The organism is Vibrio hippocampi (genome assembly GCF_921292975.1).
GTDB lineage: Bacteria > Pseudomonadota > Gammaproteobacteria > Enterobacterales > Vibrionaceae > Vibrio > Vibrio hippocampi.
In genome coordinates, this window is the sequence record NZ_CAKLCM010000001.1 from 483,090 (window position 1) to 497,506 (window position 14,417).

Consider the following 14,417-nt stretch of genomic DNA (forward strand, 5'->3'; position numbering starts at 1 on the left):
AGAGGAGTACCCCAGAGTGCCGTTGAGGATTGTGGCCCTTGAACCAGCTGGTTCAAGGCGGATCAGCAATGATAACCGTAGGCTTCTCAGTTCAAGCCGAGCTTGCTCAATAGCTACCAAGTACTAACCCTTAAGGATTGCTTATCGGCTCAGGGACTTAAATCCACTGACGCACACTCCAGGGTAAATTTAGGCTTGCTGTCCTTGCTTAACTTTGCTTAATACTTCTTCTAGAGAAGCGGTGAGCTTTTCCATTCGCTCATCCATTTCAGTCATGGTTTCGGATGATGCCGCATCCCGACTGTTGAGTTCGTAAGACATGTTTAACGCAGCAATCGTTAAAAGCTTAACCTCGTTGGTTACTTTAGTCTTTTGCGCCATCTGTTGCAATCGTTCATCAAGATCTTTTGCTGCTTTGATAAGGGTCTCTTCCTGACCAGCAGGACAGTTTACCTGAGTTAATTTACCCAGAATTTCTACTTCAACAGCTTGATTATCCATAATGAAAGCAACTCGTTTGTCTGTGCCTAGAATTTACTTAAAGCGAATTGCTCTAAGTTTCACTAAGCATATCACCATAGGTGGTAATCTTGAGGGAGAAACTATAGAAAAAGCCTCTTTAAGATTCAAGCTTTTCCGAACCTTGACAGGTAAATGCGTGGTCAATCACACAGGAAATGGGCAATTCGTACAAAAGCTATCCACTAAGGTCGTCATGTACGTTTTCGCAATGGAACGGAAGTGGTAGCATAACAGTATAAAGTCTATTATCCGAAGTGACTCACTTAAGTATTGGAACAGTTTGCTGATTCTTAAGGAAGTGTCATTTACATTGCAACGAAATCCGATGAGAGCAGATATGAGCGAAACATCTTTACCAAATTACATTAGTGTGGCCACAGAATTACAACAAGCCGGTTTGGCGGTATCGCCTGCAGAGCTTCATGGCTTACTGGTCGGTATGCTTAGTGGTGGTTTAGGGCTCAAGGATAATAGTTGGCAGCCACTACTGTTTGATTACACCAACGATGGAATGGGCTGGCCGCAAAGTACGTTGCAGCGCGCTCAACAACTGTTAAATAAGTCATCGGAAGAATTGACGGATACCACCGGTTTTGAGCTTTCTCTATTTATCCCTGATGAGCAAGTTGATGCAACGGTATTTGAATTGGCAGATGGCTTAAGCGAATGGGTGAATCACTTTATCTCAGGCATCGGTTTGATTGGTGCCGATTTGAAGAAAGCCTCCGTTGACAGCAAAGAAGCATTGCAAGATCTTGAGGAGATTGCTCGTCTGGGGATTGATGAAGATGATGATCTTGAAGAGCAAGCCCAGTTATTAGAACAGGTTATCGATCATGTTAAAGTTTGCGTACTCACACTGCACGCTGAATTTGGTGCCAAACCGTCAGATAAGCAAGAAAAGCCGGTGATTCATTAAGTCTAATGCACGTTTACCATAGGGAGGTGAGTACTGATGGAACCGTATGATGTGGTGATCGTCGGTGGCGCTATGTCTGGCGCGACATTGGCTTTGGCATTAGATCAAGCGAGCCAACAGCAGCTAAAGATTGCGGTTGTTGAGTCTTATCAAATCAATGATCATGCACACCCCGGCTTTGATGCTCGCTCTATAGCCTTATCGTTAGGAACCGTGAATCTGTTAAAGCAGTGGCACCTATGGTCACTGATTGCTGATCATGGCACCGCCATTAAGCACATTCATGTTTCAGACCAGGGTCATGCGGGCATGACAGAGTTTACCGCGTCAGATTACCATCTTCCTGCAATGGGGTATGTGGTTGAATTAGCTGAAGTGGGTAAACGCTTCAATCAAGCACTGCGGCAAAATGACAATATAACGCTCTATTGTCCTTATCAGCTAGAGAACCTTGATCAAACCAGTGATTCAGTGCTGATATCACTTAAGGATGGTCAAGAAGGCGAGATAATACAGTTAAGCGCTAAACTGCTGGTGGCGGCTGATGGGGCAGACTCAAACAGTTGCCAAGCCATTGGCTTAGAGCAGAAGATCGAGTCATTTTCTCAGTTTGGTTTGATTGCCAATGTGCAAACATCTCAGCCCCACCAAGGACAAGCTTTCGAGCGATTCACCCGCTATGGACCGATAGCGTTATTGCCTATGAGCAATAAGCGCAGTTCGTTGGTTTGGTGTATGCCAGAACATGAAGCAAAGCGTCTTTCTCAATTGCCAGAACAAGCATTTTGTTCAGAACTACAAGCAGCTTTTGGCTGGCGTTTAGGGCGTATTGAAAAGAGTGGTGAGCGTTCAATTTACCCGTTAACTCTTCGTTATCGAGAACAGATTATTTCCCACCGTTTTGCCGCAGTCGGTAATGCAGCTCAAACGTTACACCCTATTGCTGGGCAGGGATTCAATCTTGGTATCCGGGATGTTGCTTCGTTAGTCGATACCATAGTCGAAAATCTTCAAGATGTTGGTGGCTATACCCCGCTCATTCAGTATCAGCAACGTCGTGCTCAAGACCGACAGCAAACGATAGCGATGACTTCAGGATTGGTGCATTTATTTTCTAATCCCTTTTTTCCGTTATTGGTTAGCCGTAATATTGGTCTCGGGATCATGGATAATCTCCCGCAACTTAAACGTCCACTTTTTCAACGCGCATTAGGCAATGTGGATAGGTAAAAAAATATGATGCATAACTTTGATTTGACCATCGTCGGTGGCGGTATGGTTGGTCTGGCTTTAGCTAGGGCATTAGAAGAAAGCGATTTTCGTATTGCGATTATTGAAGGTATTACGCCCTCAGAAACGTTGTCTCCGGTTGCCGATAGTCGAGTGTCCGCTTTAAGTCGTGCAAGCGAAGTCATGCTGCGCAAGCTTGGGGTATGGCAAGAGATTGAAAAGTATCGTTGTAGCGATTACACCGGTATGGAGATTTGGGAACAAGACAGCTTTGCTAAAATTGAGTTTCAAGCTGAGCAGATGTTACAGCAGAACTTAGGGCATATTGTAGAAAACCAAGTGATACAACGATCGCTACTTGAGGTGGTCAAGAAACAGAGTAATGTCACGCTCTTTATGCCCAACCGCTGTCAAACGATGGCGGTTGGTGAAAGTGAAGTGTGGATGACCCTTGATGATGGCAATGTTTTGACGACTAAGCTTGTTGTCGGGGCGGATGGCGCAAATTCATGGGTGAGAAAGCAACAAAACACTCCATTGACTCACTGGGATTATGGCCACAGCGCGTTAGTGGCGAATATCAAAGTTACTCAGCCACATGATAAGGTCGCAAGGCAAATATTTACCCCTCATGGTCCATTGGCGTTTTTGCCATTAGATGAACACAACCTCTGCTCTATCGTTTGGTCAACGGATCCATTGCGAGCGGAAAATTTAGTCTCAATGCCAGACGCTGAGTTCAATAAAGTGCTCGCAGCAGAGTTTGATTGTCGTTTGGGTCTGTGTGAGGTGGTGACTGAACGTCGCCTGTTTCCATTAAAAATGAGATATGCCCGAGATTTTGTCACGGAAAGGGTGGCATTAGTTGGCGATGCGGCACATACCATACATCCACTAGCGGGGCAGGGCGTTAATCTTGGTTTGTTGGATGCGGCAAGTCTTGCCGAAGAGTTATTGAAATTGTGGAGTGCAGGCAAGGATATTGGTCGCAAACGTAACCTTAGGTATTACGAACGTTGGCGAAAAGCAGAAGCCGCGCAAATGATCGCCGTCATGCAAGGGTTTAAAGATCTGTTTGATGGCAGTCATCCTGCCAAAAAGCTGTTTAGAGGTTTAGGTATGAGCCTAGTTGATAAACTACCACCGATGAAGCAAGACATTATTGACCGCGCATTGGGGCTAAAGGGTGAGTTACCGCAACTTGCTCGTGAGAGTTATGATTAGTCTTAAGATATAAAAAATCCCCAATGGGGATTTTTTATATCTTTCGCAAGAAATTATTCGAAGCAAATCTCGATAAAAGCATTGCCCCATTCAGAGGTGAACGGCATTAAAATAATCGCTCCCTCACATTTATGGCGAATCGTGTGACCTTTACCTGAGACAACGACAGGCGTTGCCATATCAAAATCAAAACCACTTTCGGCCAAGATACGCTTGGCGCCACCAGTGACCATATTAGTGATTTCACCAACCATATCAGTGACTTCTTCATTTAGGCCATTAGGTCTTTCACCTAACATATTTTGCATAATTTCTAATGCAAGACCTTCTTCAAAAGTGATAGACATGGAGCCGCGAGATTGGCTTGCGACCATCCCGATCAGTCCAGAGACATCGCCTCTTGCCACTTCATCCTTTTTGATTCTTGGTTTCAGTGGTTTTAGCTCCATCGACGCCATGGTCTTTAATACATTCATTAGAGAGGCGAGAAACGGGTTTACAAATTCAGCACGCATAACTTTTTCTATTGTTGTTTATTTTTCCAATGATGAACAGTTTTTACATGTACCATGTGATTCTATAACATGATTGGAAAACTGAAATTGGTGTTTATCTATATTTTTATCGAGTAAGGCTATCAGATTATCATCTTGCAGTTCAACGACATTGCCACATTTGTCACAAATCAGTAAATGCGAAAAGTGCTTCTGCTCGCCAAATGAGCAACAAGAAACAAAACTATTGGTAGATTCCACACGATGAATGAAGCCTTGTTCCAACAGGAAGTCTAGCGCTCGGTATACGGTAGGAGGCTTCGCTTGTGGTTCGACAGCTTTGAGTTGCTCTAGTAACTCGTAAGCACTCGACGCTTTTTTATTTTTACTAATCAGTTCAAATACCAGTCTCCGTTGAGGAGTAAGACGCACGCCTCGGTCGGAACATATAGCTTCTATTTGTTGAATGAGTGATTGTTTCAAGTGACTACCTACATAATTGCACTCGGCACATGTTAACCTATTTATCTTTTGCCGTCGCTATTTAGAGGTTTGTTTCCTGACGAAATTTATTGAATTTTGAGCGTATTATCATATTAAGTGACCAATCCATTGATTTATGTTTGCAAAGTTTAGTTGTTAAGAATTCCTATAAAAATCATGCTGATATATTCAAAGTAGAACATTGCTTTGAATCTTGAGGGTTCTGTGTGTATGATCGCCTGCTTTTTATTCATGGTGATATGCGCATCTATATCGATTGCGGACATTTATCATCGTGAGTTATGCCATTGTTCAGCGTAGTGATTTCGCAATATCTAGCGAAATGAAAAGATGAAATTAATAGGTAAACCAATGACCAAGCCAGACACCACAAGCCAATTCAATGCAAGTCGCCTTTCAGTAGCACCCATGCTCGATTGGACGGATAGACATTGTCGCTACTTTCATCGCTTATTATCCTCTCAGACTTTGCTTTATACCGAGATGATAACGACAGGTGCGATTATTCATGGCAAAGGTGACTTTCTGGCTTATAACCAAGAGGAGCATCCTGTTGCCTTGCAACTGGGTGGCTCAAACCCCACCGATCTTGCGACTTGCGCTAAACTGGGTGCAGAGCGTGGCTATGATGAAATCAACCTAAATGTAGGCTGCCCGTCAGATCGTGTGCAAAATGGTCGTTTTGGTGCCTGTCTAATGGCAGAGCCGGACTTAGTGGCTGAATGTGTTGCTGCGATGAAAGAAGTGGTTGATATTCCCGTTACGGTAAAAACACGAATAGGAATTGACGATCAAGATAGCTACGAGTTTCTTACCTCGTTTGTATCGACAGTCTCTGAAAAAGCCGCTTGTGAGCATTTTACGATTCATGCAAGAAAAGCTTGGCTTAGTGGTTTAAGCCCAAAAGAAAATCGTGAAATTCCACCACTGGATTATCCAAGGGCTTATCAGATTAAGCAGGACTTCCCACATCTTGATATTGCCGTTAACGGTGGCATTAAAACTTTAGATGAGGCTCTTGAACACCTTAAATTTCTTGATGGTGTGATGATTGGTCGTGAAGCTTACCAGAACCCATATATCTTAGCTGAGGTTGACCAGCGAATCTTCGGTCTATCGACACCGGTAAAAAAGCGTAAGCAAGTTGTTGAAGAGATGTACCCATATATCGAGGAGCAATTATCTAAAGGTTCTTATCTTGGTCATATTTCTCGTCATATGATTGGTCTTTTCCAAGCGATGCCAGGTGCAAGACAGTGGAGAAGATACATCAGTGAAAACGCTCATAAAAAAGGTGCAGGTATCGAAGTTTTGCAAACTGCATTAAACAAAATCCCCCAAGAGTTGGATGTATGATTTAGCCTATAAATGGTGAAATTTACCAACGCCGAAGTATCTTACGATACTTCGGCGTTTTTTATTTTATCTAAGTTTATGATTACATTGCGTTTGATGAAGTTGGAATGAGTTGTGCAATAGTAAATACAGTTGTATCAGCCTTATAAGGTGAATGTATGTTTGAATTGGTATTTGTTCTGGTGTTTCTGGCTATCTTGGTGATGACGGGTGTGACTGCTTTGACGGTGACCTTAGCGATAGCGGGATCGTTTTTAGTGATGGTGATGCTCGGTATGATAGGCGTTATGCTGCAACTGCTACCTTATGTGTTGGCGTTTCTTATTGCGATATGGATATATAAGCGCTTTGTGGCTCAGTCCAATTAATGAAACCGTAGTGAGAAAGTCATCATAAATAAGTTTCAATTGCTATAGTTAAGATAATCAGTGACAGGAACCGGTAGAGTTCTCACATGGACAATGGATGCTGGAGCAAAACATGACTATAACGGAATTGAAGCAACTCTATTATCAGAATCAACTCATTGAGGCGATCATCGAACCCTCTTCTGCAGAGGGTGGATGGATCGTCGAGTTTCGTCACTGCCAAGGTGGATTTTTGATGCTAACCGACACCCATGGCGCAGAGTGCCAATACACGGATCTCGATACCGCATCGAAATCTGCTTTGGCTGTCGGCTTTAGTGAGGTCCGTATCGAAGCCAAGTAATTCCCCTCTTCTTCCAAAAAGTTATAAAACATACATATCTATTCTTTCTTGTTATTAAATTCGTTGGTTAATCTATCGTCACGCAATGATTAGGAATGTCGTGACTATGTCATCAAATGGAAATATAAAACCTCAAGACCCATTGGGTTTGACTGCGCCGATTAATGAGCAGCAGTTATCACAACTTCAGCAAGTTTCTGCAGAATTATCATCAAGTCAAATGGCTTGGTTAAGCGGTTATTTCTGGGGAATCAGTCAAGCACAGGCTCCTGCACAATTATCTCCAGTCGCGACAGCAGTCAGTTCTGCTGCCACTCAGCCTGCTGGGAAGCTAACCATTATTTTCGCTTCTCAAACTGGTAATGCAAAAGGAGTTGCAGAATCACTAGAGCAAGAAGCAAAAGCTTTGGGTATTGAAGCGCAGCTTTTTGATGCGAGTGATTATAAAGGTAAAAACCTCGCGAAAGAGACGCACGTAATTATTGTTGCGTCGACTAATGGTGAAGGTGAAGCCCCTGACAATGCAATAGAGCTGCATGAATTTTTGCAATCAAAGAAAGCACCTAAGTTACCGAACCTTAAATATGGTGTTATCGGTTTAGGTGACTCTAGCTACGAATTCTTTTGCCAAACAGGTAAGGACTTTGATGCTTATCTGGGCAAACTCGGGGCGACGGCATTTATTGAGCGTATTGACTGCGACGTCGACTACGATGAAGCGGCTGCTCAGTGGAAAAAAAGTGCCTTGGAAGTCGTTCAATCCGATATCGCTTCTCATCAAGCCGATGTGGTCACTCTACCTGTATCGACCGCTGCCGCATCTATTAGCTATACCAAGCAATCGCCCTATACAGCAACATTGCTGACCAGTCAAAAAATCACAGGTCGTGATTCAGGTAAAGATGTACGTCATATCGAGATTGATTTGGAAGGTTCGGGTCTAACGTATCAACCAGGTGATGCGCTTGGGGTGTGGTATGAAAACAGCGCGGAGTTAGTCGATAAAATCTTACATCAAGTCGGTCTTTCTGGCGTCGAAAGCGTCAATGTGGATGAGCAGAGTCTTTCAATTCGCTCTGCATTAATTGGTTACTATGAGATTACTGCATCGAACCCACAACTTGTGACCAAGTACGCTGAACTCGCAGACAGCAAAAAGCTGCTCAAGCTGGTTGAAGATAAAGAGAAACTAAGAAATTACGCAGCCAATACACAAGTACTGGATGTGTTCAAAGAGAAAAAAGCCAAGCTTGATCCTGAAGCATTACTTTCTTTGCTGCGTCGTTTAACGCCACGTCTCTACTCTATTGCATCAAGCCAAGAAGAGGTTGGAGAAGAAGTTCACCTCACCGTGGGTTTAGTGGAATACCAAGCAGGTGATGAATCTCGCTTTGGCGGCGCATCGAAATTCTTATCTCACGGTCTTGAAGAAGGCGGGGAAGTTAAGGTTTACGTAGAGAGTAACAATCACTTTAAACTGCCAGAAGATGACAATACTCCGATCATCATGGTAGGACCAGGAACGGGCATTGCACCGTTTAGGAGCTTTGTTCAAGAGCGCGAAAATAGTGATGCGCAAGGTAAAAACTGGTTGTTCTTTGGTGATAGGACCTTCACTCAAGACTTCTTGTATCAAGTTGAATGGCAGAAATATCTTAAGTCAGGTGTTTTATCTCGCCTTGATGTGGCATTTAGCCGTGACCAACATGAGAAAGTCTATGTTCAGCACCGCTTACTTGCACAAGGACAACAAGTTTGGCAATGGTTAGAAGAGGGGGCTCACGTCTATGTATGTGGTGATGCCAACCATATGGCCAAAGATGTACACGCTGCATTGATCGAGATTGTAAAACAGCATGGTGGTAAAGACTTAGATCAAGCAGAGGAATATGTAAACCAACTACGTAAAGCAAAACGTTATCAAAAGGATGTGTACTAATGAGTAAGCAAGAAGTATTAGGCGAAGTATTAGGACCTCTATCTGATAACGAACGTCTTAAAAAGCAGAGTAATTTGCTGCGAGGCACTATTGAGCAAGATCTCCAAGATCCCATTACAGGAGGCTTTACTGCCGATAATTTTCAGCTGATCCGTTTCCACGGTATGTATCAGCAAGATGACCGTGACATTCGTAACGAGCGAGCGAAGCAAAAATTGGAACCACTGCACAACGTTATGTTGCGTGCGAGAATGCCCGGTGGTGTCATTACACCAAAGCAGTGGTTAGCTATCGATAAGTTTGCAACAGAGCATTCGCTGTATGGCAGTATCCGTCTGACGACTCGTCAAACGTTTCAGTTTCATGGTGTGTTAAAGCCAAACATCAAACTGATGCACCAGACTCTTAACCAAATCGGTATTGACTCGATTGCCACCGCTGGTGATGTCAACCGAAACGTACTCTGCACCACCAACCCAGTTGAATCAGAGCTGCATCAAGAAGCTTATGAATGGGCGAAGAAAATCAGCGAACACCTTCTTCCAAAGACAAAAGCGTATGCAGAGATCTGGTTAGATGGTGAGAAAGTCGAGACCACAGAAGAAGATGAACCGATTCTGGGTAAAACTTATCTTCCTCGTAAATTTAAAACAACGGTCGTGATTCCACCGCAGAATGATGTGGATGTGCATGCTAATGATCTTAACTTTGTTGCCATAGCCGAAAACGGCAAACTGGTGGGGTTCAATGTACTCGTCGGGGGTGGTCTTGCTATGACGCATGGGGACACTTCTACTTATGCTAGGAGAGCCGATGATTTCGGCTTCATTCCTGTCGAGAAAACTCTGGCTGTTGCCGAGGCGGTTGTCACCACCCAGCGCGATTGGGGTAATCGTTCAAATCGTAAAAATGCCAAAACGAAATACACATTAGACCGTGTCGGTATTGATGTCTTTAAGGCAGAGGTCGAGCGTCGAGCTGAAACCCAGTTTGCGGTCAGTCGTGACTACGAGTTTACAGGTCGTGGGGATCGTATTGGTTGGGTTGAAGGCATTGATGGTAAACATCACTTAGCTCTGTTTATCGAGAATGGTCGTTTACTCGATTATCCAGGCAAACCACTTAAGACAGGTATGGCGGAGATTGCAAAAATCCACAAAGGGGATTTTCGCATGACAGCAAACCAGAACTTGATTGTTGCGGGAGTGGCTAAGTCGAATAAAAACAAAATTGAAGCGATTGCTCGTCAGCATGGTTTGATGAGTGATGAGACATCGGAGCAAAGAAAGAACTCAATGGCGTGTGTTGCGTTTCCTACCTGTCCATTAGCGATGGCGGAAGCGGAACGTTTCTTACCGGACTTTGTCACTCAAGTTGAGAATGTGTTTGATAAACACTCGGTACCTAAAGGTGAGAGTATCGTCTTGCGTGTCACAGGCTGTCCAAATGGTTGTGGTAGAGCGATGTTGGCAGAAATTGGTTTAGTGGGTAAAGCACCAGGTCGATACAATCTACACCTAGGTGGCAATCCGCAAGGAACTCGTATTCCTAAGATGTATAAAGAGAACATCACAGATAAAGAGATCCTAGAACATATTGACCAACTGGTTGGGCAATGGATTGAACAACGCCAAGATAAAGAAGCGTTCGGCGATTTTGTTATTCGCGCGGGCATTATAGCGGAAGTGAAAGTATCAAAGAGGGATCTGTATGCTTAAAACCCAGGACAACTTTAAACTCGACGATTTACTTTCGCTGACCAAGACTGAACAGATCATTAAGTTGGCCGAGCTGAATAGTGAATTGGAACGACTCACTGCAGTAGAGAGAATCTGTTGGGCTTTAGAGTATTTGCCTGGTGAGCATATCCTCAGTTCAAGTTTCGGAATACAAGCGGCAGTGATGTTGCATCTGGTTAATAGTGTTAAACCGGATATTCCGGTGGTATTAACGGATACTGGTCATCTATTTTCTGAAACCTACAGCTTTATAGACCACTTGACCGAGACCTTAAATTTAAACCTACATATATATAGGGCGGAGATCAGTACTGCCTGGCAAGAAGCTCGCTATGGTAAGTTATGGGAGCAAGGATTAGAGGGGCTGAAGCGTTATAATCAGATCAACAAGGTTGAACCGATGAAAAAAGCGCTTGAAACCCTCAATGTACAGACTTGGTTTTCAGGCTTGCGACGTGAACAGTCAGAGAGTCGATCACATCTACCCGTGTTAGCGATCCAAAATGGACGCTTTAAATTCTTGCCAATCATCGATTGGAGTAGCAAGCAGGTACATGAATATCTAGTGGAACATAACTTAAGTTATCATCCACTAAGAGATCAAGGCTATCTATCTGTAGGGGATACACACTCCACTAAGAAGTGGGAAGCGGGCCTAAAAGAAGAGGAAACCCGTTTTAATGGATTGAAACGCGAGTGTGGTCTGCATGAAGATGATGCTGAGCAAGATGGTTCAGGTATATAGATAACGAAATCTTGAATTTAAAAGGGAGCATTTGCTCCCTTTTTTAATAACTCTGTGGATAACTTGTAGTCATGCTTAGGATAAAACTTGAAGATTTGGCGGTTTGATTCAAAATTCGACAAATAGACGTTATTTTTGCATTTTTCTTAAAAAAGCGCTTGCCAATAAACTAAAGCTCCCTATAATGCGACCTCACTGACACGGCAGAGCCAATAAGGCTTCAAGCCAATAGTCAGAACGACGAGCCGTCGGAAAAGATAAAAGTTTGTTTGATTCAAAAAAGAAAAAAATAAACAAGAAAGTGGTTGACACTGAAGATTATCTCGCTAAAATGGCCGTCCACTTTGAGAGAAAGCTCACAAAGTAAAACGCTCTTTAACAATATAAACCTATCAATCTGTGTGGGCACTCGTTGATGATAATCAAAAAGAGATACTTCGGTATCCATTTAGATTTCAATGAACTGAGTGACCAAACAAGTCGAAAGACTTGGCACAGTCAATTCATTGTTGTTCTGTTGGAACAACAATAGCTTTAAAATGACTTCTTACTTTCGAGTAAGGACAGTTTTGAAGTCAGTATTCGTTGAGTCTCCCCTATTTATAGGGAATCAAAATCTTAAATTGAAGAGTTTGATCATGGCTCAGATTGAACGCTGGCGGCAGGCCTAACACATGCAAGTCGAGCGGAAACGAGTTATCTGAACCTTCGGGGAACGATAGCGGCGTCGAGCGGCGGACGGGTGAGTAATGCCTGGGAATATGCCTTGATGTGGGGGATAACCATTGGAAACGATGGCTAATACCGCATAATGCCTTCGGGCCAAAGAGGGGGATCTTCGGACCTCTCGCGTCAAGATTAGCCCAGGTGGGATTAGCTAGTTGGTGAGGTAATGGCTCACCAAGGCGACGATCCCTAGCTGGTCTGAGAGGATGATCAGCCACACTGGAACTGAGACACGGTCCAGACTCCTACGGGAGGCAGCAGTGGGGAATATTGCACAATGGGCGCAAGCCTGATGCAGCCATGCCGCGTGTGTGAAGAAGGCCTTCGGGTTGTAAAGCACTTTCAGTCGTGAGGAAGGGGTATACGTTAATAGCGTATATCTTTGACGTTAGCGACAGAAGAAGCACCGGCTAACTCCGTGCCAGCAGCCGCGGTAATACGGAGGGTGCGAGCGTTAATCGGAATTACTGGGCGTAAAGCGCATGCAGGTGGTTCGTTAAGTCAGATGTGAAAGCCCGGGGCTCAACCTCGGAACTGCATTTGAAACTGGCGGACTAGAGTACTGTAGAGGGGGGTAGAATTTCAGGTGTAGCGGTGAAATGCGTAGAGATCTGAAGGAATACCGGTGGCGAAGGCGGCCCCCTGGACAGATACTGACACTCAGATGCGAAAGCGTGGGGAGCAAACAGGATTAGATACCCTGGTAGTCCACGCCGTAAACGATGTCTACTTGGAGGTTGTTCCCTTGAGGAGTGGCTTTCGGAGCTAACGCGTTAAGTAGACCGCCTGGGGAGTACGGTCGCAAGATTAAAACTCAAATGAATTGACGGGGGCCCGCACAAGCGGTGGAGCATGTGGTTTAATTCGATGCAACGCGAAGAACCTTACCTACTCTTGACATCCAGAGAAGCCGGAAGAGATTCTGGTGTGCCTTCGGGAGCTCTGAGACAGGTGCTGCATGGCTGTCGTCAGCTCGTGTTGTGAAATGTTGGGTTAAGTCCCGCAACGAGCGCAACCCTTATCCTTGTTTGCCAGCGAGTAATGTCGGGAACTCCAGGGAGACTGCCGGTGATAAACCGGAGGAAGGTGGGGACGACGTCAAGTCATCATGGCCCTTACGAGTAGGGCTACACACGTGCTACAATGGCGCATACAGAGGGCGGCCAACCAGCGATGGTGAGCGAATCCCAAAAAGTGCGTCGTAGTCCGGATTGGAGTCTGCAACTCGACTCCATGAAGTCGGAATCGCTAGTAATCGTAGATCAGAATGCTACGGTGAATACGTTCCCGGGCCTTGTACACACCGCCCGTCACACCATGGGAGTGGGCTGCAAAAGAAGTGGGTAGTTTAACCTTCGGGAGGACGCTCACCACTTTGTGGTTCATGACTGGGGTGAAGTCGTAACAAGGTAGCGCTAGGGGAACCTGGCGCTGGATCACCTCCTTAACGATAAGATTATTGCGATGAGTGTTCACACAGATTGATATGGTTTTTAGAGCAAGTAGAAAGGATTATGCTACTACCAGATGGGGCTATAGCTCAGCTGGGAGAGCGCTTGCCTGGCAGGCAAGAGGTCACCGGTTCGATCCCGGTTAGCTCCACCATCTTTAAGTGTTTTCTTTCGGCATTTGCTTGAGAATATTTAGAAATGGTTTCCTTCTTTATAGAGAAGGTGAAACATTGCTCTTTAACAATTTGGAAAGCTGACGAATAACAACAATCCCCTTATCTTTTAGATAAGCGTTGTTATTCAAATAAAAGTTCTCAAATCCTAGTGATTCTTTTCAATAAAGAATGATTAGGTACCAACACACATTCAAGTGTTCTTGGAAACAACATAACTTCGGTTGTGTTTGTTCACTTTTTGCTTCTGCTTTTTTATAAAAAGCGGAAATAAAGAGTTATTTGAGTCCGGCAAAATCAAAGCTATCTCGCTCATTCAAATAATGAGATAGCGACTTTGGTTGTTTAACGACAGCGCCAAGATTTCTTTAGAAACTCTTTGGGGTTGTATGGTTAAGTGACTAAGCGTACACGGTGGATGCCTTGGCAGTCAGAGGCGATGAAAGACGTAGTAACTTGCGATAAGCCCAGATTAGGTAGTAACAACCTGTGAGTCTGGGATGTCTGAATGGGGAAACCCACTAGCATAAGCTAGTATCATTAACTGAATACATAGGTTAATGAGGCGAACCGGGGGAACTGAAACATCTAAGTACCCCGAGGAAAAGAAATCAACCGAGATTCCGAAAGTAGCGGCGAGCGAAATTGGATTAGCCCTTAAGCTTTTAGCACGTCAGGTGAAGA

Annotated in this window: 12 protein-coding genes, 1 tRNA gene, 2 rRNA genes and 1 other RNA gene; 12 read left to right on the forward strand and 4 right to left on the reverse strand. The window is 44.3% G+C overall.

Translation table 11 applies throughout. The features are described 5' to 3' along the window. Positions 1-4 precede the first annotated feature (4 nt). Both ssrS and zapA read right to left on the reverse strand, forming a co-directional pair. A non-coding RNA gene (gene ssrS / locus L9Q39_RS02400) (6S RNA) lies at positions 5-188 on the reverse strand. A gap of 1 nt (position 189) precedes the next feature. Continuing rightward, complete coding sequence (gene zapA / locus L9Q39_RS02405) at positions 190-501, reverse strand: cell division protein ZapA (protein ID WP_237483528.1); 312 nt, start codon at positions 499-501, stop codon at positions 190-192. Between the two features lie 358 nt (positions 502-859). Here zapA and L9Q39_RS02410 point away from each other — a divergent pair, with 358 nt between their 5' ends. From L9Q39_RS02410 to L9Q39_RS02420, 3 genes are read left to right on the forward strand one after another with little or no spacing between them, the layout of a single operon-like run. Further along, positions 860-1,441: a YecA/YgfB family protein gene (locus L9Q39_RS02410; RefSeq protein ID WP_237483529.1), complete on the forward strand. Its 582-nt coding sequence runs from the start codon at positions 860-862 to the stop codon at positions 1,439-1,441. Positions 1,442-1,477: 36 nt separating this feature from the next. After that, positions 1,478-2,671, forward strand: coding sequence for a 2-octaprenyl-6-methoxyphenyl hydroxylase (gene ubiH, locus L9Q39_RS02415; RefSeq protein WP_237483530.1), 1,194 nt, complete (start codon positions 1,478-1,480; stop codon positions 2,669-2,671). 6 nt (positions 2,672-2,677) lie between these two features. After that, positions 2,678-3,895 (forward strand): FAD-dependent 2-octaprenylphenol hydroxylase, encoded by a 1,218-nt coding sequence (locus L9Q39_RS02420; protein ID WP_237483531.1) that lies wholly within the window; start codon positions 2,678-2,680, stop codon positions 3,893-3,895. Positions 3,896-3,948: 53 nt separating this feature from the next. Here the strand turns inward: L9Q39_RS02420 and L9Q39_RS02425 are convergent, their stop codons facing one another. Next, positions 3,949-4,410 (reverse strand): chemotaxis protein CheX, encoded by a 462-nt coding sequence (locus L9Q39_RS02425; protein ID WP_237483532.1) that lies wholly within the window; start codon positions 4,408-4,410, stop codon positions 3,949-3,951. Positions 4,411-4,428: 18 nt separating this feature from the next. Then, positions 4,429-4,872 carry a zinc uptake transcriptional repressor Zur gene (zur, locus tag L9Q39_RS02430; RefSeq protein WP_237483533.1) on the reverse strand — a complete coding sequence of 148 codons (444 nt, stop codon included), beginning with the start codon at positions 4,870-4,872 and terminating at the stop codon, positions 4,429-4,431. A gap of 372 nt (positions 4,873-5,244) precedes the next feature. Between zur and dusA the strand changes: the two genes are divergently transcribed. The 9 genes from dusA to L9Q39_RS02475 form a co-directional block, all read left to right on the forward strand. Further along, positions 5,245-6,249, forward strand: a complete 1,005-nt coding sequence (gene dusA / locus L9Q39_RS02435; protein ID WP_237483534.1) for a tRNA dihydrouridine(20/20a) synthase DusA — start codon at positions 5,245-5,247, stop codon at positions 6,247-6,249. Positions 6,250-6,407: 158 nt separating this feature from the next. Further along, a complete protein-coding gene (locus tag L9Q39_RS02440; protein ID WP_237483535.1) occupies positions 6,408-6,617 on the forward strand; it encodes an envelope stress response protein PspG in 210 nt (69 codons plus the stop codon). 112 nt (positions 6,618-6,729) lie between these two features. Further along, positions 6,730-6,960: a thymidylate kinase gene (locus tag L9Q39_RS02445; RefSeq protein WP_237483536.1), complete on the forward strand. Its 231-nt coding sequence runs from the start codon at positions 6,730-6,732 to the stop codon at positions 6,958-6,960. Positions 6,961-7,066: 106 nt separating this feature from the next. Continuing rightward, the gene (locus tag L9Q39_RS02450) at positions 7,067-8,899 is read left to right on the forward strand and encodes an assimilatory sulfite reductase (NADPH) flavoprotein subunit (protein ID WP_237483537.1); all 1,833 of its coding nucleotides are present in this window, start codon (positions 7,067-7,069) and stop codon (positions 8,897-8,899) included. Further along, the gene (gene cysI, locus L9Q39_RS02455) at positions 8,899-10,617 is read left to right on the forward strand and encodes an assimilatory sulfite reductase (NADPH) hemoprotein subunit (RefSeq protein WP_237483538.1); all 1,719 of its coding nucleotides are present in this window, start codon (positions 8,899-8,901) and stop codon (positions 10,615-10,617) included. Before L9Q39_RS02450 ends, cysI begins: the two co-directional genes overlap by 1 nt. Continuing rightward, the gene (locus L9Q39_RS02460; protein WP_237483539.1) at positions 10,610-11,383 is read left to right on the forward strand and encodes a phosphoadenylyl-sulfate reductase; all 774 of its coding nucleotides are present in this window, start codon (positions 10,610-10,612) and stop codon (positions 11,381-11,383) included. The genes cysI and L9Q39_RS02460 overlap by 8 nt, the downstream gene beginning before the upstream one ends. Positions 11,384-12,003: 620 nt before the next feature. Continuing rightward, positions 12,004-13,556: ribosomal RNA gene (locus L9Q39_RS02465) — 16S ribosomal RNA — on the forward strand. A gap of 82 nt (positions 13,557-13,638) precedes the next feature. Further along, positions 13,639-13,714, forward strand: a tRNA-Ala gene (locus L9Q39_RS02470). Positions 13,715-14,124: 410 nt separating this feature from the next. Beyond that, positions 14,125-14,417, forward strand: a 23S ribosomal RNA gene (locus tag L9Q39_RS02475); the annotation flags it as partial.

What these genes read in the sequence shown, in the direction of transcription:
- zapA (WP_237483528.1), bottom strand. Translation starts at nt 501, where the DNA reads ATGGATAATCAAGCTGTTGAAGTAGAAATTCTGGGTAAATTAACTCAG.
- L9Q39_RS02410 (WP_237483529.1), top strand. Translation starts at nt 860, where the DNA reads ATGAGCGAAACATCTTTACCAAATTACATTAGTGTGGCCACAGAATTA.
- ubiH (WP_237483530.1), top strand. Translation starts at nt 1,478, where the DNA reads ATGGAACCGTATGATGTGGTGATCGTCGGTGGCGCTATGTCTGGCGCG.
- L9Q39_RS02420 (WP_237483531.1), top strand. Translation starts at nt 2,678, where the DNA reads ATGATGCATAACTTTGATTTGACCATCGTCGGTGGCGGTATGGTTGGT.
- L9Q39_RS02425 (WP_237483532.1), bottom strand. Translation starts at nt 4,410, where the DNA reads ATGCGTGCTGAATTTGTAAACCCGTTTCTCGCCTCTCTAATGAATGTA.
- dusA (WP_237483534.1), top strand. Translation starts at nt 5,245, where the DNA reads ATGACCAAGCCAGACACCACAAGCCAATTCAATGCAAGTCGCCTTTCA.
- L9Q39_RS02440 (WP_237483535.1), top strand. Translation starts at nt 6,408, where the DNA reads ATGTTTGAATTGGTATTTGTTCTGGTGTTTCTGGCTATCTTGGTGATG.
- L9Q39_RS02445 (WP_237483536.1), top strand. Translation starts at nt 6,730, where the DNA reads ATGACTATAACGGAATTGAAGCAACTCTATTATCAGAATCAACTCATT.
- L9Q39_RS02450 (WP_237483537.1), top strand. Translation starts at nt 7,067, where the DNA reads ATGTCATCAAATGGAAATATAAAACCTCAAGACCCATTGGGTTTGACT.
- cysI (WP_237483538.1), top strand. Translation starts at nt 8,899, where the DNA reads ATGAGTAAGCAAGAAGTATTAGGCGAAGTATTAGGACCTCTATCTGAT.
- L9Q39_RS02460 (WP_237483539.1), top strand. Translation starts at nt 10,610, where the DNA reads ATGCTTAAAACCCAGGACAACTTTAAACTCGACGATTTACTTTCGCTG.